This is a genomic window from Curtobacterium sp. VKM Ac-1393, assembly GCF_015350995.1.
GTDB lineage: Bacteria > Actinomycetota > Actinomycetes > Actinomycetales > Microbacteriaceae > Curtobacterium.
Genome location: NZ_JADKRW010000005.1, coordinates 355,783 through 373,765 on the forward strand (window position 1 = coordinate 355,783; position 17,983 = coordinate 373,765).

General features: G+C 72.1%; 19 protein-coding genes and 2 tRNA genes. 3 read left to right on the forward strand and 18 right to left on the reverse strand.

From position 1 onward, the window contains the following. Positions 1-72: 72 nt before the first annotated feature. Both coaD and ITJ59_RS13450 read right to left on the reverse strand, forming a co-directional pair. The gene (coaD, locus tag ITJ59_RS13445) at positions 73-558 is read right to left on the reverse strand and encodes a pantetheine-phosphate adenylyltransferase (protein WP_194651751.1); all 486 of its coding nucleotides are present in this window, start codon (positions 556-558) and stop codon (positions 73-75) included. A 74-nt stretch (positions 559-632) separates the two neighbouring features. Then, the gene (locus tag ITJ59_RS13450; protein ID WP_194651753.1) at positions 633-2,861 is read right to left on the reverse strand and encodes an ATP-dependent DNA helicase RecG; all 2,229 of its coding nucleotides are present in this window, start codon (positions 2,859-2,861) and stop codon (positions 633-635) included. Between the two features lie 86 nt (positions 2,862-2,947). Between ITJ59_RS13450 and ITJ59_RS13455 the strand changes: the two genes are divergently transcribed. Continuing rightward, a complete protein-coding gene (locus ITJ59_RS13455) occupies positions 2,948-3,511 on the forward strand; it encodes an RsmD family RNA methyltransferase (RefSeq protein ID WP_194651755.1) in 564 nt (187 codons plus the stop codon). Between the two features lie 84 nt (positions 3,512-3,595). Here the strand turns inward: ITJ59_RS13455 and thiL are convergent, their stop codons facing one another. Continuing rightward, the gene (gene thiL, locus ITJ59_RS13460) at positions 3,596-4,591 is read right to left on the reverse strand and encodes a thiamine-phosphate kinase (protein ID WP_194651758.1); all 996 of its coding nucleotides are present in this window, start codon (positions 4,589-4,591) and stop codon (positions 3,596-3,598) included. A gap of 24 nt (positions 4,592-4,615) precedes the next feature. Here thiL and ITJ59_RS13465 point away from each other — a divergent pair, with 24 nt between their 5' ends. After that, entirely contained in the window at positions 4,616-5,101 is a 486-nt protein-coding gene (locus ITJ59_RS13465) for a DUF3515 family protein (protein WP_194651761.1), read from the forward strand. Between the two features lie 84 nt (positions 5,102-5,185). On the opposite strand, the gene ITJ59_RS13470 is transcribed toward ITJ59_RS13465, so the two are convergent. From ITJ59_RS13470 to leuC, 6 genes are all read right to left on the reverse strand, one after another. Next, entirely contained in the window at positions 5,186-6,292 is a 1,107-nt protein-coding gene (locus ITJ59_RS13470) for a D-alanine--D-alanine ligase family protein (RefSeq protein ID WP_323749502.1), read from the reverse strand. Between the two features lie 32 nt (positions 6,293-6,324). Then, the gene (locus ITJ59_RS13475; RefSeq protein ID WP_194651862.1) at positions 6,325-7,338 is read right to left on the reverse strand and encodes an NAD(P)H-dependent glycerol-3-phosphate dehydrogenase; all 1,014 of its coding nucleotides are present in this window, start codon (positions 7,336-7,338) and stop codon (positions 6,325-6,327) included. Between the two features lie 79 nt (positions 7,339-7,417). Next, complete coding sequence (locus ITJ59_RS13480; protein ID WP_323749503.1) at positions 7,418-8,191, reverse strand: lysophospholipid acyltransferase family protein; 774 nt, start codon at positions 8,189-8,191, stop codon at positions 7,418-7,420. Positions 8,192-8,289: 98 nt separating this feature from the next. After that, a complete protein-coding gene (gene murA / locus ITJ59_RS13485) occupies positions 8,290-9,657 on the reverse strand; it encodes a UDP-N-acetylglucosamine 1-carboxyvinyltransferase (protein WP_123294811.1) in 1,368 nt (455 codons plus the stop codon). Further along, positions 9,657-10,253 carry a 3-isopropylmalate dehydratase small subunit gene (gene leuD, locus ITJ59_RS13490; protein WP_194651763.1) on the reverse strand — a complete coding sequence of 199 codons (597 nt, stop codon included), beginning with the start codon at positions 10,251-10,253 and terminating at the stop codon, positions 9,657-9,659. The genes murA and leuD overlap by 1 nt, the downstream gene beginning before the upstream one ends. Beyond that, positions 10,253-11,773 (reverse strand): 3-isopropylmalate dehydratase large subunit, encoded by a 1,521-nt coding sequence (leuC, locus tag ITJ59_RS13495; protein WP_228511479.1) that lies wholly within the window; start codon positions 11,771-11,773, stop codon positions 10,253-10,255. The genes leuD and leuC overlap by 1 nt, the downstream gene beginning before the upstream one ends. Before the next feature lie 167 nt (positions 11,774-11,940). On the opposite strand from leuC, the gene ITJ59_RS13500 reads away from it, so the two are divergent. After that, a complete protein-coding gene (locus tag ITJ59_RS13500) occupies positions 11,941-13,008 on the forward strand; it encodes an FUSC family protein (protein ID WP_194651766.1) in 1,068 nt (355 codons plus the stop codon). 168 nt (positions 13,009-13,176) lie between these two features. Here the strand turns inward: ITJ59_RS13500 and ITJ59_RS13505 are convergent, their stop codons facing one another. From ITJ59_RS13505 to ITJ59_RS13545, 9 genes are all read right to left on the reverse strand, one after another. Further along, positions 13,177-13,782 carry a histidine phosphatase family protein gene (locus tag ITJ59_RS13505; RefSeq protein WP_194651767.1) on the reverse strand — a complete coding sequence of 202 codons (606 nt, stop codon included), beginning with the start codon at positions 13,780-13,782 and terminating at the stop codon, positions 13,177-13,179. Continuing rightward, on the reverse strand, positions 13,779-14,168 hold the full coding sequence (crcB, locus tag ITJ59_RS13510) for a fluoride efflux transporter CrcB (protein WP_194651768.1): 390 nt from the start codon (positions 14,166-14,168) through the stop codon (positions 13,779-13,781). Before crcB ends, ITJ59_RS13505 begins: the two co-directional genes overlap by 4 nt. Then, positions 14,165-14,608, reverse strand: a complete 444-nt coding sequence (locus ITJ59_RS13515; protein ID WP_194651771.1) for a fluoride efflux transporter FluC — start codon at positions 14,606-14,608, stop codon at positions 14,165-14,167. The genes crcB and ITJ59_RS13515 overlap by 4 nt, the downstream gene beginning before the upstream one ends. Before the next feature lie 123 nt (positions 14,609-14,731). Next, the gene (locus tag ITJ59_RS13520) at positions 14,732-15,154 is read right to left on the reverse strand and encodes a RidA family protein (protein ID WP_323749504.1); all 423 of its coding nucleotides are present in this window, start codon (positions 15,152-15,154) and stop codon (positions 14,732-14,734) included. A gap of 67 nt (positions 15,155-15,221) precedes the next feature. After that, a tRNA-Glu gene (locus ITJ59_RS13525) sits at positions 15,222-15,297 on the reverse strand. A gap of 33 nt (positions 15,298-15,330) precedes the next feature. Continuing rightward, positions 15,331-15,406: transfer RNA gene (locus ITJ59_RS13530), tRNA-Glu, on the reverse strand. A gap of 302 nt (positions 15,407-15,708) precedes the next feature. Then, the gene (locus ITJ59_RS13535; RefSeq protein WP_194651773.1) at positions 15,709-16,344 is read right to left on the reverse strand and encodes an MBL fold metallo-hydrolase; all 636 of its coding nucleotides are present in this window, start codon (positions 16,342-16,344) and stop codon (positions 15,709-15,711) included. 121 nt (positions 16,345-16,465) lie between these two features. Further along, the gene (locus ITJ59_RS13540; protein WP_194651775.1) at positions 16,466-17,500 is read right to left on the reverse strand and encodes a LacI family DNA-binding transcriptional regulator; all 1,035 of its coding nucleotides are present in this window, start codon (positions 17,498-17,500) and stop codon (positions 16,466-16,468) included. A 21-nt stretch (positions 17,501-17,521) separates the two neighbouring features. Beyond that, the gene (locus tag ITJ59_RS13545; RefSeq protein WP_194651776.1) at positions 17,522-17,980 is read right to left on the reverse strand and encodes a hypothetical protein; all 459 of its coding nucleotides are present in this window, start codon (positions 17,978-17,980) and stop codon (positions 17,522-17,524) included. Positions 17,981-17,983: the final 3 nt, after the last annotated feature.

The window sequence follows — 17,983 nt, forward strand, 5'->3', positions numbered from 1 at the left end:
TCTAGCGTGAACGCGCCTGAGAGTCGAGGCGAGCGGGGGTGTGTCCGCGCAGCGTCGGTCCGAGCTGTCGGTTCAGCGTGCGGCGAGCGCCTCGGCCACGACCTTCGGCACGTAGGGCGTGACGTCACCGCCGAGCGTCGAGACCTGGCGGATGAGCGAGCTCGACACGTGCGACCGCGAGGCGTCGGGCAGCAGGAACACGGTCTCGACGTCGGCGAGGTGCCGGTTCATGATCGCCATCGGGGTCTCGTACGCGACGTCCTCGCCCGACCGCACGCCCTTCACCAGGACCTTCGCCCCGACCTGTCGGCAGTAGTCGACCAGCAGCCCGGCGGTCCACTCCCCGACCCGGACGGTACCCGGTGCGCCGACCTCGACCAGGGACTCCTCGATGAGCCGGACCCGGTCGACCGCGTCGAACATCGCGGGCTTCTTGTCCGGGTTGTGCACCACGAGCACGTGCACCTCGTCGAACAGCCCGGCCGCGCGGCCGATGACGTCGAGGTGCCCGAGCGTGACGGGGTCGAAGGAACCGGGGACCACCGCGATCTGCGCCATGCCTGCGAGGGTACCGGTCCGTCCCGAGCACCACCGATCCGGGTCCGGCGTCCGGCTCCGGCTCCGGCTCCGGCTCAGTTCTTGCCGAGGAAGGCCGCGTCGGACTCGTCGAGGCGGCGCGCCAGGGCCTCGCGCAGCGCCGGGGAGCCCTCGAGCTCGGGATCGGGCTCGAGGACCCGCTCGGCCTCTTCGCGGGCGTCCACGATGAGGTCGGCGTGCTCCACCACCCGGAGCAGGTTGAGCGAGGACCGACCGCCGGACTGCCGCTCGCCGAGGACGTCGCCCTCGCGTCGGAGCTCCAGGTCGACCCGGGCGAGCTCGAAGCCGTCGTCCGAGGCGGCCACGGCGTCGACGCGCTCGCGCGAGGTCGTCTCGAGCTCGGCGGAGGTCACGAGCAGGCAGACACCCGCCCACTGCCCACGGCCGATGCGACCGCGCAGCTGGTGCAGCTGGGAGACCCCGAAGCGGTCGGCGTCGAGCACCGCCATCATCGCGGCGTTCGGTACGTCGACTCCGACCTCGATGACGGTCGTCGCGACGAGGACGTCGAGGTCGCCGGCGGCGAAGGACGTCATCACCCGGTCCTTCTCGTCGGCCGTCATCCGGCCGTGCAGCACCGCGATCCGCCGGCCCTCGAGCACGGGCATGGAGCGCATCCGCTCGGCGGTGGCGAGCACCGTCGCCGGAGCCCGCTTCGGGGCGTCGCCCTCGGGTTCGGCCGGTGCGGGCTCGCCGTCGTCCTCGGCGTGGGCGTCGTCGATGGCGGGGCAGACCACGAAGGCCTGGCGCCCCTTGGCCAGCTCTTCGGCCATCCGCGACCAGATGCGGGACTCCCACCCCGGGTGCTCGGCGAGCGGGACGGTGAAGGTCTCGACGCCGGCACGGCCGGACGGCAGGCCGGTGATCGTCGAGACGTCGAGGTCGCCGAACACCGTCATCGCGACGGTGCGCGGGATCGGGGTGGCGGTGAGCACCAGGACGTGCGGCGGGGTCTGGCCCTTGGTCCGGAGCGCTTCACGCTGTTCGACGCCGAAGCGGTGCTGCTCGTCGACGACCACCAGGCCGAGCTCGGCGAAGTCGACCCGGTCGCCGAGCAGCGCGTGCGTGCCGACGACCAGCCGGGAGCTCCCCGACGCCGCGGCGAGCAGGGCCCGACGGCGCTCGTCGGTGGACTGCGACCCGGTCAGGATCACCGGACGGAGCTCGGCCGCCAGGTCCGGGCCGAGGAACTTCACGATCGAGCGCAGGTGCTGCGCCGCCAGCACCTCGGTCGGGGCGATGAGCGCCGACTGGCCGCCGGACTCGGCGACCGTGAGCATCGCGCGGATGGCCACGAGGGTCTTGCCGGAACCGACCTCGCCCTGCACGAGCCGGTGCATCGGCCAGGTGCGGGCGATGTCGGCGTCGATCTCGGCGCCGACGGCGTGCTGGTCGTCGGTCAGGGTGAACGGCAGGGTGGCGTCGAAACGCTCGAGGATGCCGCCGGGAGCCGCCACCCGCGGGGTCGCCGCGGTTCGTCGGGCCGCGATCCGGCGCTGCACCAGGGCGGTCTGCAGCACGAACGCCTCGCGGTAGCGCAGGGCGTCCTGCGCGCGCTTGAAGTCCGCGACCTTCTCGGGGCGGTGGAGCAGCTCGAGTGCCCGGCGGAACGGGACGAGGTCGAGTCGGCTGCGCGCCGACGCCGGCACCGGGTCGGGCAGGTCCGGCAGGGTGTCGAGGACGATGGCCATCGACTTCGCGATCTGCCACGAGGTGAGCGTGGAGGTCGCCGGGTAGATCGGGATCGGTTGCCGCGACCACCGGATCGCCTCGTCCGAACCGGGGTCTGCCGTGGCGCGGGGGTCGTCGGGGTCGAACAGCTCGTAGTCGGGGTGGGCGAGCTGTCGGGCACCGCGGTAGTCGCCGACCTTTCCGGAGAAGATGCCGCGAGCGCCGGGGACCAGGTCCTTCGTGCGCCACCCCTGGTTGAAGAAGGTCAGGGTCAGCAGACCCTTGCCGTCGCCGATCTTGGCTTCGAGGATCGACCCGCGGCGGGCACGCATCGTGCGCTCACGGACCTCGACCACCTCGGCCACGATGGTGACGGGTTCACCGATGGCGAGCGAGTCGAGTGCCGTCAGGGCACCGCGCTCGGCGTAGCGGCGCGGCGCGTGCTCGAGGAAGTCCCCCACCGTGCGGTGGCCGAAGGCCTTCTCGATCGCGGTCGCGGTCCGACCACCGAGCACGTTCGCGAGCCGCGCGTCGAGGGGCGCCGGACCGAGGTCGGGCGCGGCCGGCGCAGCGGGGGTTCCGGTGGTGACCACGGACACCACGGTACCGGGCACGACCGACGTCCCACGCGCCTCCCGGTCGGCCTGTGGAGACGGCCACCGGCCGATACGGTGGCTGCATGACCCGCATCATCGCCGGCGCCGCCGGCAACACGACGCTCCGGGTGCCGAAGTCCGGCACCCGGCCGACGAGCGACCGGGTGCGCGAGGCGCTGTTCTCGTCGCTCGAGGCCCGCGGGCTGGTCGACGACACCTCGGTGGCCGACCTGTACGCCGGCACCGGCGCCCTGGGGCTCGAGGCGGCGTCGCGCGGCGCGGTCGAGGTCGTGCTGGTCGACCGCGCGTCGGCTGCGGCGCAGGCCTGCCGGGCGAACGCCAAGGCCGTGCAGCAGCGGATCCCCGGGGTGCGCATCGACGTGCAGCCGCAGCCGGTGCTCGGGTACCTGCGCGGGACGGTGCGCACGTTCGACCTGGTGTTCATCGACCCGCCCTACGACGTGACCGAGCACGAGATCGCCGAGGTGCTCGAGACGCTCGTGCCGCGGCTGACCGCAGCGGCCGTCGTGGTCGTCGAGCGGAGCAAGCGCTCCCCCGAACCGACGTGGCCGGCGGGGCTCGAGCCGTTCAGCAAGCGCAGCTACGGCGAGACCGTGGCGTGGGAGGCCGTGGTCGCCGCGTCCTGAGCCGTGCGGGCGACTCAGAACGACTTGATCGACGTCTCACGACGTCGATGGTGTCGTACCGGGTCGACGGCCGGGCCGGGTGGGTCAGCCGGCGGCGCCGTCCCAGTCGGCGTAGGGGTCCCAACCCGTCGTCGGTACCGGGGAGCCCGCGCGCAGCAGGTCCGCATCGCCGCGGTCGCGCACGACACCGATGCGGCGGAAGCCACCGGGCAGCACGGCACCGGCGGGGAAGGTCGCGAGCAGGCCGTGGTCCTCGCCACCGTGCAGCGCCGCCTCGTCGAGCGGGGCGTCAGCATCGAGGTCGAGCGTCACCCGGCTCGCACGGGCCAGCCGCCCCGCGTCGATCGCCAGGCCGTCGGACAGGTCGAGCATCGCCGTCGCCCCGGCGACCGCTGCGCGGGGTCCGTCCGAGATCGGGGGCACCGGTCGGCGCTGCCGGGCGACGTCCGGGTCGGCGTCGGCACCGCTCGCCGTGGTCGCGTTGCGGTCCGGCTCGCCCTGCGCGTCCACGCCGTCGCGGAAGAGTCGGGCGAGTCCGCGGGCGGCCCGGCCGAGTTCACCGGAGACCGCCACGACGTCACCGAGACGGGCTCCGGACCGGAGCACCGGCGCGCGGCCCTCGAGGTCGCCGAACGCCGTCACCGCCACCGTGAAGGTCGCCGAGGTGGACAGGTCGCCGCCGACCACACCGCATCCGGGAGCGAGGGCGTCGACGGCGAGTCGGAACCCGTCGGCGATGCCCTCGAGCACCGCCACGGGGGTGTCCTGCGGTGCGGCGAGGGCGATGACGAGGCCGCTCGGCACCGCACCCATCGCCGCGACGTCGGACAGGTTCGTCGCGGCGGCCTTCCACCCGACGTCCGCGGGCGAGGACCACGCCCACCGGAAGTCCGGGCCGTGCACCATCATGTCCGTGGTCACGACGAACCGGCCGTCGGGAGCGGCCACGACGGCGCAGTCGTCACCGGGCCCCAGGAGCGGCGAGCCCGCCGGCAGCCGGCTCGTGATGCGGTCGAGGACGGCCAGCTCACCGAGCTCCCCCACGGTCGGTCCGGCCCAGGCGTCGTACGTCGCGTCCACACGAGAACGGTAGCCTGGACGGCGATGGACACCGCGCGCCGCACCCCTCGGACCCTCGCGATCGCGGGGGTCGTGATCGCCCTCGCCGCGGGGCTGACCGGGTGCACGAACGCCGTCGGCATGAGTGCGGCACCGTCCGCGAACGCCGCCGCGTGTGCCACGGCCCAGGTCCGGCTGCCCGCCACCGTCGACTCGACGTACGACCTGCGGAACACGAACGCGCAGTCCACCGCAGCCTGGGGCGACCCCGAGGCCGCGCTCTACCACTGCGGTGTGGCGGTGCCCACCGTGTCCGATCTGCCGTGCTTCTCGCTCGGCTCGGTCGACTGGATCCGCGACGACCGGGGCGGGCAGATCGTCTACACGACGTTCGGGCGGTCCCCCGCGGTGCAGGTCGTCGTCGACACGTCGAAGACCGGCAGCGCGGTGCTGCAGGACCTCGCGACGGCGGTGTCGACGCTGCCGAAGGACGGACACAAGTGCCTGGACCCGTCCGACGTGCAGGGCTGAGCCGAACGACGGGGCAGCACCGACCAACCCGGCGCCTGGACCCGTCCGACGTGCAGGGCTGACACGCCCCGACCCCGCCGAGTGTCAGCGGACGGCGGCGCGCCCCAGCTCGATGAGCTCGGTGACCAGCTCGCCGTAGGACACACCCGACGCCGCCCAGCAGCGCGGGTACATCGACAGCGGCGTGAACCCGGGCATGGTGTTGACCTCGTTCACGACGAAGCCGTCATCGGTCAGGAAGCAGTCGACCCGGGCGAGCCCGGACCCGCCGATGGCCTCGAACGCACGGGCACCGATCGACCGGATCTCGTCGGTCTGCTCGTCGGCGAGCGGCGCCGGGCACAGCAGGGACTCGTCGCCGCCGAGGTACTTCGACGCGAAGTCGTAGAAGCCGTCCTCGGCCACGACGATCTCGCCCGGCAGGCTCGTCCGCGGCACACCGTCACGGCCCTCGAGCACGGCGACCTCGACCTCGCGGCCGACGACCCGGGGTTCGACGATCACCTTGGAGTCGTGCTCGAACGCCAGCGCCATCGCGGCACCGAGCTCGTCGGGGCCGTCGACGCGCGAGACGCCCATGCTCGACCCCGCGCGTGCCGGCTTCACGAACAGCGGCCAGCCGTGCGCCGCGATCGTCTCGGCGACGTCGACCGGGTCGGCCGCCCACTGGCGGCGCAGCACTGTCGTCCACGGTGCGACCCGCAGGCCGGCGTGCTCCAGGACGGCCTTGGCGACGTGCTTGTCCATCGCCAGGGCGCTGGCGAGCACGCCGTCACCGACGTACGGCAGACCCGCGATCTCGAGCAGACCCTGGATCGTGCCGTCCTCGCCGAACGGTCCGTGCAGGATCGGGAACACCACGTCGACGGCGATGGTCGTGACCGAACCGTCCGGGTGCGAGACGACGAGCTCGTTGGTCGCCGGCGAGGTCGGGAACGCCACGCGCGTGCCGTTGTCGGGCACGGTCGGCAGCGCACCGTCGCGGATCGCCCACTGCGAGGGGTCGTCGGACTGCAGCGTGAACGCGCCGTCCTTCGTGATGCCGATCGGGACGATGTCGTACTCGGCGCGGTCGACGACGTCCATGATGCCGCCGCCGGTGACGCAGCTGATCTCGTGCTCGCTCGAGCGCCCGCCGAACAGGACGGCGACGGTGGTCGTGGGAACGGTTCCCTCGGGGATCGTGGGCACGGGAGTCCCTTCGTGACTCGGTGCGGGACCGATCACTCGCCCTGGGGCTCGTCGGTCTCGGTGAGGTGCGGCGCGATGTTGCGCGGATCGAGCCTACCGGCGAGGACCTCGCCGACCTGGCTGACGATGGGCATGTCGACGCCGTTCGCGGCGGCGAGCTCGAGGATCGGTGCGACGGACGCCAGACCCTCGGCGGTCTGGTTCATCTGCCGCACGACCTCGTCGAACCGGTAGCCCTGGCCGAGCAGCCGGCCGGCGGTGTTGTTCCGCGACAACGGCGACTGGCACGTGGCGATCAGGTCGCCGAGGCCGGCGAGCCCCGACAGCGTGGACGCCTGCGCGCCGAGCGACACCGCGAAGTCGGTCATCTCGGCGAGTCCGCGCGTGATGATCGAGGCCTTGGTGTTCTCGCCGTAGCCGACACCGTCGACGATGCCGATCGCGACGGCGATCAGGTTCTTCAGCACGCCGCCGAACTCGGTGCCGATGACGTCGGTGTTGATGAACGACCGGAAGTACGGGTTCGTCGCGACGGCGGCCACGGCGGTCGCGGTCTCGATGCTCGACGACGACACCACGGCCGCGGTGGGCTGCCGTCGTGCGATCTCGAGCGCCAGGTTCGGCCCGCTCGCGACGGCGATGCGGTCCTGGTCGATGCCGAGCCCCTGGAGCAGGACCTCGCTCATCCGCAGGCCGGTGCTCTTCTCGACGCCCTTCATCAGGCTGACGACGGGCACGCCGGCGGGCAAGAGCTCGCGGATCGCGTCGAGGTTCGAGCGGAGGGTCTGCGACGGCACCGACACGTACACCTGGGTGGCGCCGTCGAGCACCTGCTCGAGCGACGTCGACGCCGTCAGGGTGCGCGGCAGGTTGATGCCGGGCAGGTAGTCGGAGTTCCGCTTCGTCTCGGTGATCTCGCGGGCGACCTCCGGACGACGTGCCCACACCACTGTGGAGGCACCACCCTCGGCGAGCACCTTCGCGAACGTGGTGCCCCAGCTGCCGGCACCGATGACCGCCACACGGGGCTTGTCGGTCGACTGCATCACCACCCGGATCGCGGCGGTGTCGAAGGCCCCCGGCGCTGCGGCGACGGGGTCGGGACGATCGTCGTGCGGGCGGAGGTCACTCAAACCGGCCGGTCTCCTTCTGGTTGTTCGCCGCCGGGTCCCAGCGGGTCTTCGGCGCCTGCTCGCCACGGAGCTGTTCGAGCAGGCCGGTGATGCGCTGCATGAGCAGCTCGGTGGCCTCGATCAGCATCTGCTGGTCGATCGGCCGCCCGCGGTAGGCGGACAGGTCGACGGGGTCGCCGACGATGACGTCCACGCGCGAACGCGGGAACAGGCGGAGCTTGTTCGAGTAGCGCGCCATGATGCCCTGCGTGCCCCAGTGGGCCATCGGGATCAGCGGCACGTCGTTCTCGAGCGCGATGCGGACGGCACCGGTCTTGCCGCGCATCGGCCACAGGTCGGGGTCGCGGGTGAGCGTGCCCTCGGGGTAGACGATGATCGCACCGCCCTGCTCGATGAGCGACCGCCCGCCGCCGAGCGGGTCGCTCAACCGCGTACGGCCCGAGCGCTCGACCGGGATCTGGCCCATGCCGGACATGAGCTTGCCGAAGACGGGGACCTTGAAAAGCGACGCCTTGGCCAGGAACCGCGGGGCCCGACGACTGATGTAGACGGCGGTGCCGACGACCAGCGGGTCGATGTTCGTGAAGTGGTTCGGGGCGAGCACGAAGGCGCCGTCCGCCGGCAGGCGGTTCGGGCCGTACCAGTGGTAGTTCGACGAGAACCGGAACGTCGGGATGACGATCGACGCCACGATGCGGAACGCGGGGTTGAGCTCCCCGCGCTTCCAGCGCCGTCCACGCACCGGCAGGCCGGTCGCGACCTGCACGGCGGACGCACCACGGGCCTCCCGGCCAACGCCCTGGCGCGACGGGCCGTCGCCCGGACGCGACGGACCGTCACCCGGCTGCGGAACCGACACCGCGACTAACCCGCGAAGTCGAAGTCGGCGCCCAGCTTCCGCAGCTTCGGGATGAAGTGCTCGTAGCCGCGGCTGATGATGCCGACGTTGGTGATGTGGGACTCGCCGTCGGCGGTCAGCGCCGCGATGAGGTGGCTGAAGCCGCCGCGCAGGTCGGGGACCCGGACGTTCGCCGCGTGCAGCGTCGTCGGGCCGGTGATCACTGCGGCCTGCTCGAACGGACGACGGGCGACACGGCGGTCGTGGCCGGGCAGCCCCTCCTTGTGGACGACGATGTCGGCGCCCATCTCGTTGAGGGCGTCGGTGAAGCCGAAGCGGTTCTCGTACACGGTCTCGTGCACGATGCTCTGGCCCTCGGCCTGGGTCAGCGCCACGACGAGCGGCTGCTGCCAGTCGGTCATGAAGCCGGGGTGCACGTCGGTCTCGATGACGACGGGCTTGAGGGTGTCGCGCTCCCGGTAGAACCGGATGCCGTCCTCTTGCACGTCGAAGCCGCCGCCGACCTTGCGGAAGACGTTGAGGAACGTCATGAGTTCCTGCTGGTTCGCGCCCTCGACGAAGATGTCGCCGTCGGTGGCGAGCGCGGCCGAGGCCCAGCTGGCGGCCTCGTTGCGGTCGTTGATCGCACGGTGGGTGTAGCCGCGCAGCGACTCGACGCCCTCGATGAAGATCACGCGGTTCGGCTCGACGGACACGATCGCGCCCATCTTCTGCAGGATCGCGATGAGGTCCATGATCTCGGGCTCGATCGCGGCGTTCCGCAGCTCCGTGACGCCGGTCGCCAGGACCGATGACAGCAGGACCTGCTCGGTCGCGCCGACGCTCGGGTACGGCAGCTCGATGGAGGCGCCCTTCAGCCCGTTCGGAGCCGTCAGGTGGATGCCGTTGACCTGCTTGTCGACGACCGCGCCCATGGCGCGGAGCGCGTCGAGGTGGAAGTCGATCGGGCGGTCGCCGATGCGGCAGCCACCGAGGTCGGGGATGAACGCCTCGCCGAGCTTGTGCAGCAGCGGGCCGCAGAACAGGATCGGGATGCGGCTCGAACCGGCGTGGGCGTCGATCTCGGCGAAGTGCGCCGACTCCACGTTGGCCGGGTCGAGGATGAGCTCGCCTCGTGCAGGATCGGTGATGCGCACGCCGTGCACCTCGAGCAGCCCACGGACGACCTTGACGTCGGAGATGTCCGGGACGTCCTTGAGGATCGACGGGGTGTCCCCGAGCAGCGACGCCACCATGGCCTTGGTCGCGAGGTTCTTCGCCCCGCGGACCTCGATGCGCCCCACGAGCGGCTTGCCCCCGCGGATGACGATCTCGTCCGACTTGAGGCCCACGCGCGCCCCTGCGGCTGCTGCGTCCTGTACGAGAGAGTTCACTACTTCACCGGCAATGTCTTCGGCCGCCAACTGGAGCGGCGGGATTCGAACTCCGTGATCGAGGTCTCGTCACGGAGGGTGAGCCCGATGTCGTCGAGCCCTTCCATCAACCGCCAACGAGTGTAGGCGTCGATCTCGAAGGGGACGTCCACATCCCCGAGCGACACGCGCTGCGCGACCAGGTCCACGGTGGCCGAGACCCCCGGCTTCCGCTCGATCTCGGCCCAGAGCTGCTCGACTTCCGATTCGGTCACGATCGCCGTGACCAGGCCCTGCTTGCCGGCGTTGCCCTTGAAGATGTCCGCGAAACGGGGCGAGATGACGACCGCGAAGCCGAAGTCGCGCAGTGCCCAGACGGCGTGCTCACGGCTCGACCCGGTGCCGAAGTCCGGGCCGGCGACGAGCACCTTCGCACCCTGGAACGACGGCTGGTTGAGCACGAAGTCGGGGTCCTGGCGCCAGCCGGAGAACAGGGCGTCCTCGAAGCCGGTCTTCGTAACGCGCTTGAGGTAGACCGCGGGGATGATCTGGTCGGTGTCGACGTTCGACCGCTTGAGCGGGGCCGCGATGCCGGTGACGGTGGTGATCTTGTCCATCAGAAGGTCCCCTCGGTGGTCGTGCTGGTCGCGGCGGTCGTCGTGCTGGTCGCGGCGGCGCTCGTCGCGGCGGCGCTCGTCGCGGCGGCGCTCGTCGCGGCGGCGATCTCGTCGTCGGTCGCCAGGTCCCACGGGCTGGACAGCGTGCCGCGGATCGCGGTGGCGGCGGCGACGAGCGGCGACACCAGGTGGGTGCGCCCGCCCTTGCCCTGACGCCCCTCGAAGTTGCGGTTCGACGTGCTCGCGCAGCGCTCCCCCGGTGCGAGCTGGTCGGGGTTCATGCCGAGGCACATCGAGCAGCCGGCGAACCGCCACTCGGCGCCGAACTCCTTGATGACGACGTCGAGCCCCTCGGCCTCGGCCTCGAGCCGCACGCGGGCTGACCCCGGCACGACCATGACGCGCACGCCGTCGGCCTTCTTGCGGCCCTCGATGATCGACGCGAACGCCCGCAGGTCCTCGATGCGCGAGTTCGTGCACGAGCCCATGAACACGGCGTCGACGGCGATGTCCTTCATCGGGGTGCCGGCGGCGATGTCCATGTAGTCGAGGGCCCGCTGCGCGGCGGCCTGGTCGTTCGGGTCGTCGAAGTCCGCGGGCGACGGCACGCGCTCGGACAGCGACACGCCCTGGCCGGGGTTGGTGCCCCAGGTGACGAACGGTTCGAGGTCGTCGGCGTCGATGAAGACCTCGGCGTCGAACACGGCGTCGTCCTCGGTCGCCAGCGTGTCCCAGTACGCGACGGCATCGTCCCAGTCGGAACCGGTCGGGGCGTGGTCGCGGCCCTGCACGTAGTCGTAGGTGATCTGGTCGGGGGCGACCATGCCCGCGCGGGCACCGGCCTCGATCGACATGTTGCAGATGGTCATCCGGCCCTCCATCGAGAGCGCGCGGATCGCCGAGCCGCGGTACTCGAGCACGTAGCCCTGCCCGCCGCCGGTGCCGATCTTCGCGATGACCGCCAGGATGATGTCCTTCGCGGTGACACCGGGGCGCAGCGTGCCCTCGACCGTGATCGCCATCGTCTTGAAGGGCTTGAGCGGCAGGGTCTGCGTGGCCAGCACGTGCTCGACCTCAGAGGTGCCGATGCCGAACGCCATGGCGCCGAACGCCCCGTGGGTGCTGGTGTGCGAGTCCCCGCAGACGACGGTGATGCCGGGCATCGTCAGGCCGAGCTGCGGGCCGACGACGTGCACGATCCCCTGCTCCTTGTCGCCGAGCGAGTGCAGGCGGACGCCGAACTCCTCGCAGTTGCGGCGCAGGGTCTCGATCTGGATCCGGCTGGTCGGGTCCGCGATGGGGCGGTCGATCGCCAGGGTCGGGGTGTTGTGGTCCTCGGTCGCGATCGTCAGGTCGAGCCGCCGCACGGGTCGGCCGGCCTGGCGCAGGCCGTCGAACGCCTGCGGGCTCGTGACCTCGTGCACGAGGTGGAGGTCGATGTAGAGGAGGTCCGGGTTCCCGTCCTCACCCTTGACCACGACGTGGTCGTCCCACACCTTCTCGGCGAGCGTCCTACCCATGAGCTCGACTCCCTCGTTCTCGTCAGTGCGCCGCGACCGCGGCACGATCCGGCGACTCTACCACTGGTATACCAACGCCGCGTCGCGTTCCCGACGCGGTGCGGCGGTCGACCGGGAGGCCCGTGGCGACTCGACGACACCCGTCGCGGTGGGAAGATGGTCGGGACATGACGACACCTGCGCACTCGACCCGGACGATCAACCTCGAGGGCGCGGCACGCGCAGCGATCGCGGGTGGTGCGCCACTGGCGCTGCTCATCGCCCTCGGGATGCCGGGCTACGCAGCCTTCGCGATGTTCGCCGGCTTCACCGCGATCTTCGGTGCGACCGAGCCCTACCGCCAGCGCGCCGTCACGACCGGGCTCGCCGGGCTGCTGCAGACCCTGTGCATGTTCGCGGGCATCGGCGTCGCCCTGCTCGGCTCCCCGCTCTGGTTGCAGGCGACCGGACTCGTCGTGGTGCTCGTCATCGCCGTGTGCACCCTGTCGGCCCTGCGGACGATCCCCGCGCAGCCGATCTTCCCGGTGTTCGCGTTCGTGGTCTCCGCGCTCGTGCCGCTGCGCCCTGCCGACGTCCCCCTCGTGGCGACGATCATCGGCTGCTCGGTGGTCTGGGCGTGGCTCGTCGCGATGTCCGGCTCCGTCCTGCGACGGGTCTTCCACCCGCACGCGCCGCACCGGTTCCGCCCACTCGCCGACCGCAAGCACCGCTCCCTCGCGATCCTGCGGTCGGCGGCGCTCTGGGAGACCGTCGCGCTCAACGTCGTCGGCTCGCTCGTGGCAGGGGCGGTCGCGTCGGTGATCCCAGGCCTCGGGCACCCGTACTGGGCGGTCATCGCGGTGGTGTCGACCCTGCCCGCACTCCGCCAGCGGCACACCGTGGTCCGGGCGTTCCAGCGCTTCATCGGCACGATCGGCGGCACCGTGATCGCCGTGGGGATCCTGCTGCTCGAGCCGTCGGCCTGGTGGATCGTCGTCATCGCCGTCGTGGGGCAGTTCTTCGCCGAGATCTTCGTCGCCCGGAACTACGCCGTCTGCCTGCTGTTCCTCACGCCGCTCGCCCTCGCCGTGTCGTGGCTGAGCCTGTCGGAGGCGCCGGAGCTCCTCGCGCTCGACCGGGTCGCGCAGACCACCCTCGGCGCGGTCGTCAGCGTCGGGCTGCTGTTCGCCGGGCGCGCGATCGAGCGTCGCCGCGGCCGGGCCCTCGGCGCCACCAGCGCGATCCGTACCGCCTGACGCCGGGAGGCGCGTGGCGGCGTCGCCACGGGCCTCCCGTCCGGTCGTGGTCGCGACCCGATCGCGAAAGCGACAGATCTCCGCGAACTGTTCGCGCAACTCTGTCGCTCTCGCGGGACTGACCAGCCGAAGTGGCGCGGAACTGTCGCTCTCGCGGGACTGACCAGGTCAGTCGCGGGGCTGGATGTTCCAGGTGTCGATGACGGGGCGGCCGTGCTCGTAGCCGAGGACACTGACCGACGCGGTCGCGAGCTTCAGCACCGCACCGTCCTGCGGCGCGAGACGGATCCACGCGGCGCCGAGGGCACGCAGCACGTGGCCGTGGGCGACGAACACGGCGTCCTGCCCCTCGGCGAGCACGGGTCGGGCGCGGTTCAGGATGCGCTCGACGCGGACGCGGACCTCGGCGGCGTTCTCACCGGGTGTGTCACCGACAGGCACACCGTCGGTCCAGAGGTCCCACGGCCCGTGACGCAGCACCTTGATCTGCGGCGTGGTGAGCCCCTCGTAGGCGCCGTAGTCCCACTCGTACAGGTCCTCGTCGAGCTCGGGTTCGACGCCGATCAGGTGCGCGGTGTCGCGGGCACGCTGCAGCGGACTCGACAGGGCCAGCGCGAACGAGCGGTCGGCGAGGTACCTGCCGGCGCGCTTCGCCTGCTCGACACCGTTGTCCGTCAGCGGGATGTCGGTGCGGCCGGTGTGCTGCCCGCTCTTCGACCACTCCGTCTCTCCGTGACGGACGAGGACGAGTTCGCCGGGGCGTTCCGAGGTCATGAGTTCCTTCCGATCCAGAGGCCGAGCGCGGCTGCGCCGACCGAGACGACGAGCATCCCGAGGCCGTTCAGGGCGGCGAGCCCGGGCTTGCCGGATCGGAGGAGCTGTACGGTCTCGACGCTCGCCGTCGAGAACGTCGTGTACCCACCCATCATGCCCGTCCCGAGCACCGCGACCGCCGGGAGCGGGATCGCGCCCGCCTGCCCCAGGCCGGTGAGCAGGCCGAGCAGGAGCGATCCGGACACGTTGATGAGCACGGTCCCGAGCGGGAACCCGGCGACACGCGAGCGGGCCACGCGCGTCTTGACCAGCCCGTCGAGCAGGAAGCGGAGTGCCGACCCGACTCCCCCGCCGACGGCGATGAGCAGGAGTTCGAGCGGGTTCACGAGGCGCTCCCGTCCGGCCCGGGCGACCGCGGTCGGAGCCGCCCGGCGATCCAGACGCCGAGCGCGACGGCCGCGAGCCCCAGGACGACGGACACCAGTGCGTACCCGCTACCGGCGCCCCACCGACCGCCGTCCAGCAGCTGCGCGGTGTCGTCGGCGAGCGTGCTGTACGTCGTGAACCCGCCGAGGACGCCGGTGCCGACGAGCAGGCGGATCGCGCGGCGACGTCCGACGTCGGCACCATGGTGCGCGAGCGCCTCGAGCAGCAGCCCGAGGCAGAACGCGCCGACGACGTTGATCACGAGGATCGTCCAGCTGACGCCGTCGTGGGCGGGGAACGCCCCGGCGAGCAGCGCTCGGGCTGCGGTACCGATCGCCCCGCCGAGCGCGACGAGTGCGAGGAGGCGCCAGCGGAGGTGCGGCAGGCGGTCTTCGGTCATGGTGCTCCTATCGCCGAGCACGCCGGATCGTCTCCGCGCGTGCGGTGTTCTCGGGATAGGGACCGTTGGCGGCTCGTGCGCGGTTGGGTCCGGCAGGCCCCACTGCCGGGTCTGACGACTCGATCAGCGTACTGCGCAGTCGGCGACGGAGGCGACCGCGGCGATCGCCTCGACCTCGACGAGCTGGTCGTCGTAACCGAGGACGGTCACGCCCAGCAGGGTGCTCGGCACGTCGTGGTCCCCCATCGCCGCGCGCACCACCTCCCACGCCGCGACGAGGTCGTCCTGCCGGGTCGTCGCCACGAGCACCCGCGTCTGCACGAGGTCCTCGATGCCGGCCCCCGCGGCGGCGAGCGCGGTCCGCAGGTTCGCGATGCACTGCGCGGCCTGCCCGGCGACGTCACCGACGGCGACCGTGGCGCCGTGCTCGTCGAGCGGACACGCCCCCGCGAGGAACACCAGGCGGGTACCGGCCGGGACGGTGGAGGCGTAGTCCGCGACGTCGCTGAGGGCTGCGGACCGGATGAGCTGCACGGCGCTGGACACGGGACCAGCCTGGCACACGACGACGAAACCCCCGGCGAGCCGGAGCTCGTCGAGGGTTTCGTGGTACTGGTGACCCCAGCGGGATTCGAACCCGCGTTACCGCCGTGAGAGGGCAGCGTACTAGGCCGCTATACGATGGGGCCGCGGCTGTTGTCGGACTCGGAGCATGTCACCTGTGGTGACCCCAGCGGGATTCGAACCCGCGTTACCGCCGTGAGAGGGCAGCGTACTAGGCCGCTATACGATGGGGCCGTTCCGACAACTCGACAAGTATTGCACAAGCCGCGCATCGCACCAAAACGAGGCGTGTCGCCCGGGTGTGCCGTCATGCCGCGTCCGGCATGCGGCGCTCGTTGCACGTGCATCGAACGACGAAACACCCGTCGAACGACGCGTGTCCGGTCGCAACGTGCACACGGATCGAGCGCGCAGCCGGAGACGCGACCGCCCCGGCGGACGGGAGGCGCGGGGCGGGCCCGCCACGGGCCTCCCGTCCGACCGCGCGCACGTCGAGAGCCGTGCGCCGTCCGCAGGGACCGTCACGAACGGCGCGGTCAGATCGTCAGCGACTCCCCCGGCCGCAGGACCTCGAGCGAGCCGTGCGGGGCGAGCGCCTCGCGGAGCCGACCGGTGTGCATGCCGTAGCCGATGTCGGAGAGCGTGGCCTCGTGGATCGGGTAGGCGCGGGCGGGGGCGATGGCGGCGACGTAGTCCATCATCTCGGCGACCTTGAGCCACGGGGCTCCGACGGGTGCGGCGAGGACCTCGACCGGCACGCCCGGGTCGGTGTACGAGTCGCCGGGGTGGAATAGCTTGCCGTTCACCAGCACGCCGGTGTTGTCGACGATCGGCACCGACGAGTGGATGAGCTGGTGCCGGGTGCCGTGGAAGTCGAGCGCGAAGGGGCCGACGGTGCGGTGATCGCCGTCGGTGACGACCTCGACGACGATGCCGGAGTCGGCGAGCGCCGCGCGGACGCCCTCGGGGCCGAACACGCGGGCGGCGGGGTTCGCGGCGAGGATCCGGTGCAGCTGTTCGGGCGTGACGTGGTCGGGGTGCTCGTGGGTGACGACGACGGCGACGACACCCGTGGCCTCGACGGGGTGGGTGAAGTTCCCCGGATCGAGCACGAGGCGGTCGTCGCCCTCCGTCACGATCTGGCAGGCGTGTTCGAGCTTCGTGACGTCCATGGTGGCGAGGCTACGCGCGGCGGGCGGGGCGGGCTCGGGCCGGAGCCGACTCGGAACGACGTTCCCGTTGTCGTGCGACATCGGGATCGTCGTTCCGAGTCGATCCCGCCCACGCCCCACCTCACCCCGGCGCCAGCCCCGTCGTCGCCCGGACCACCAGGTGCGCCGGCGCCGCAGCGATCGCCCCGGCAGTACCACCGTCGACCTCGGCGAGCACGGCCCGCGCCGCTGCCCGCCCCTGCGCCTCCGGGTCCTGCGCCACCGTCGTCAGGCCCACCGTGGCGCCGTACTCGTGGCCGTCGATCCCGATCACCGAGACGTCGCCGGGTACCGACAGCCCGGCCCGTCGGGCGGCGAGGAGCACCCCGAGCGCCATCTCGTCCGAGGCGCACAACACGGCAGTCGGGCGATCGGGCACGGCACCGGCACCGGTCTGGGCCCCGGCACGCCCGCCGAACAGCGCATCCCCGGCCACGACCCCACCGGCGAACGAGAACCGTCCGTCGAGCAGCCACCGGTCCGGCACCGCGTGCCCGGCGGCCCGCATCGCGTCGACGAAGCCGTCCCGGCGCAGGTGCGGCACCGCCACGTTCATGCCGGCCTCGTCCTGCCCGCCGACGTACGCGACACGGCGGTGGCCGAGGCCGCACAGGTGGTCGACCGCGATCCGCGTGACGGCTCGGTCGTCGACCCCGATGTTCCGCAGGCCCGGAGCCGGTCCGCCGATGACGATCATCGGGTGCCGGGTGAGTTCGAGTTCGGTGCGCTCGGTCGCGTCGAGCACCAGGGACAGCAGGACGAGGCCATCGACCCGGTGCCGCAGCATCGACCGACGGAACGCCCGGTCGCGGTCGCCGCCCGGTCCGCCGAGGTTGTAGAGCACGAGGTCGTACCCGGCCCGCCGGAGTTCTGCGTCGACGCCGCCCAGCGCCTTGACGTAGAACCACCGGTCGATCACCGGCACGACGACACCCACGGCCCGCTGCCGCCCGGTGGCGAGGCCGGCCGCCGCCGAGCTCGGGACGTACCCGAGTTCGTCGGCGACCCGACGGACCTCGTCGATCGTGGTCTCCGCCACGTTCGCCATGCCGCGGAGCGCCCGCGACACGGTGGACTTCGACAGGCCCGTGACGGTCGCGATCTCCTGGATCCCCATCGGTGCGACCCGGGAGGCCCGTCAGCCGTCCGTCCGGTGCGTCACGCCCGCCGGTCGGTCGGCTGCAGTGCCGGGGGTGGGGTGCGCGACGGCCGCTGCGGTCCGGCGCACTCCGTGCGGCGCTCGACGGCCCGCCGGTGCGAGCTCGTCCCACCCGCTGTGCTGGTGGACCCGGCCGTCAGCGGAGGGCCGCGGCCGACGACGGGTGTCGTCGCCGCGCGCCGTGCGGACCGGGGCGATGGCGGGCGTGGCACCGACACCGTCGACCTCGGCCTGCCGGCGGAGCACCCGCACCCGCCACCGGTCGAGCGCCACGACCCCGAGCACGCACACCAGCAGGGTCAGCGCCCAGCCGAGTGCCGGGCGACCGGTGACCTCGCAGAACACCGTGGCGCCGAGGAACAGGATGCCGAACATGCCGACGAAGCCGATCGCCTCTTCGATCCGGGCCGTGGGCCGGAGGGGTCCGCGCTGTGCCATGGT

Excerpts from the sequence above, each read along its gene's own strand:
- coaD (WP_194651751.1), bottom strand. The coding sequence starts at position 558 with ATGGCGCAGATCGCGGTGGTCCCCGGTTCCTTCGACCCCGTCACGCTC.
- ITJ59_RS13455 (WP_194651755.1), top strand. The coding sequence starts at position 2,948 with ATGACCCGCATCATCGCCGGCGCCGCCGGCAACACGACGCTCCGGGTG.
- ITJ59_RS13465 (WP_194651761.1), top strand. The coding sequence starts at position 4,616 with ATGGACACCGCGCGCCGCACCCCTCGGACCCTCGCGATCGCGGGGGTC.
- ITJ59_RS13475 (WP_194651862.1), bottom strand. The coding sequence starts at position 7,338 with ATGCAGTCGACCGACAAGCCCCGTGTGGCGGTCATCGGTGCCGGCAGC.
- leuD (WP_194651763.1), bottom strand. The coding sequence starts at position 10,253 with ATGGACAAGATCACCACCGTCACCGGCATCGCGGCCCCGCTCAAGCGG.
- leuC (WP_228511479.1), bottom strand. The coding sequence starts at position 11,773 with ATGGGTAGGACGCTCGCCGAGAAGGTGTGGGACGACCACGTCGTGGTC.
- ITJ59_RS13500 (WP_194651766.1), top strand. The coding sequence starts at position 11,941 with ATGACGACACCTGCGCACTCGACCCGGACGATCAACCTCGAGGGCGCG.
- ITJ59_RS13505 (WP_194651767.1), bottom strand. The coding sequence starts at position 13,782 with ATGACCTCGGAACGCCCCGGCGAACTCGTCCTCGTCCGTCACGGAGAG.
- ITJ59_RS13515 (WP_194651771.1), bottom strand. The coding sequence starts at position 14,608 with ATGACCGAAGACCGCCTGCCGCACCTCCGCTGGCGCCTCCTCGCACTC.
- ITJ59_RS13535 (WP_194651773.1), bottom strand. The coding sequence starts at position 16,344 with ATGGACGTCACGAAGCTCGAACACGCCTGCCAGATCGTGACGGAGGGC.
- ITJ59_RS13540 (WP_194651775.1), bottom strand. The coding sequence starts at position 17,500 with ATGGGGATCCAGGAGATCGCGACCGTCACGGGCCTGTCGAAGTCCACC.
- ITJ59_RS13545 (WP_194651776.1), bottom strand. The coding sequence starts at position 17,980 with ATGGCACAGCGCGGACCCCTCCGGCCCACGGCCCGGATCGAAGAGGCG.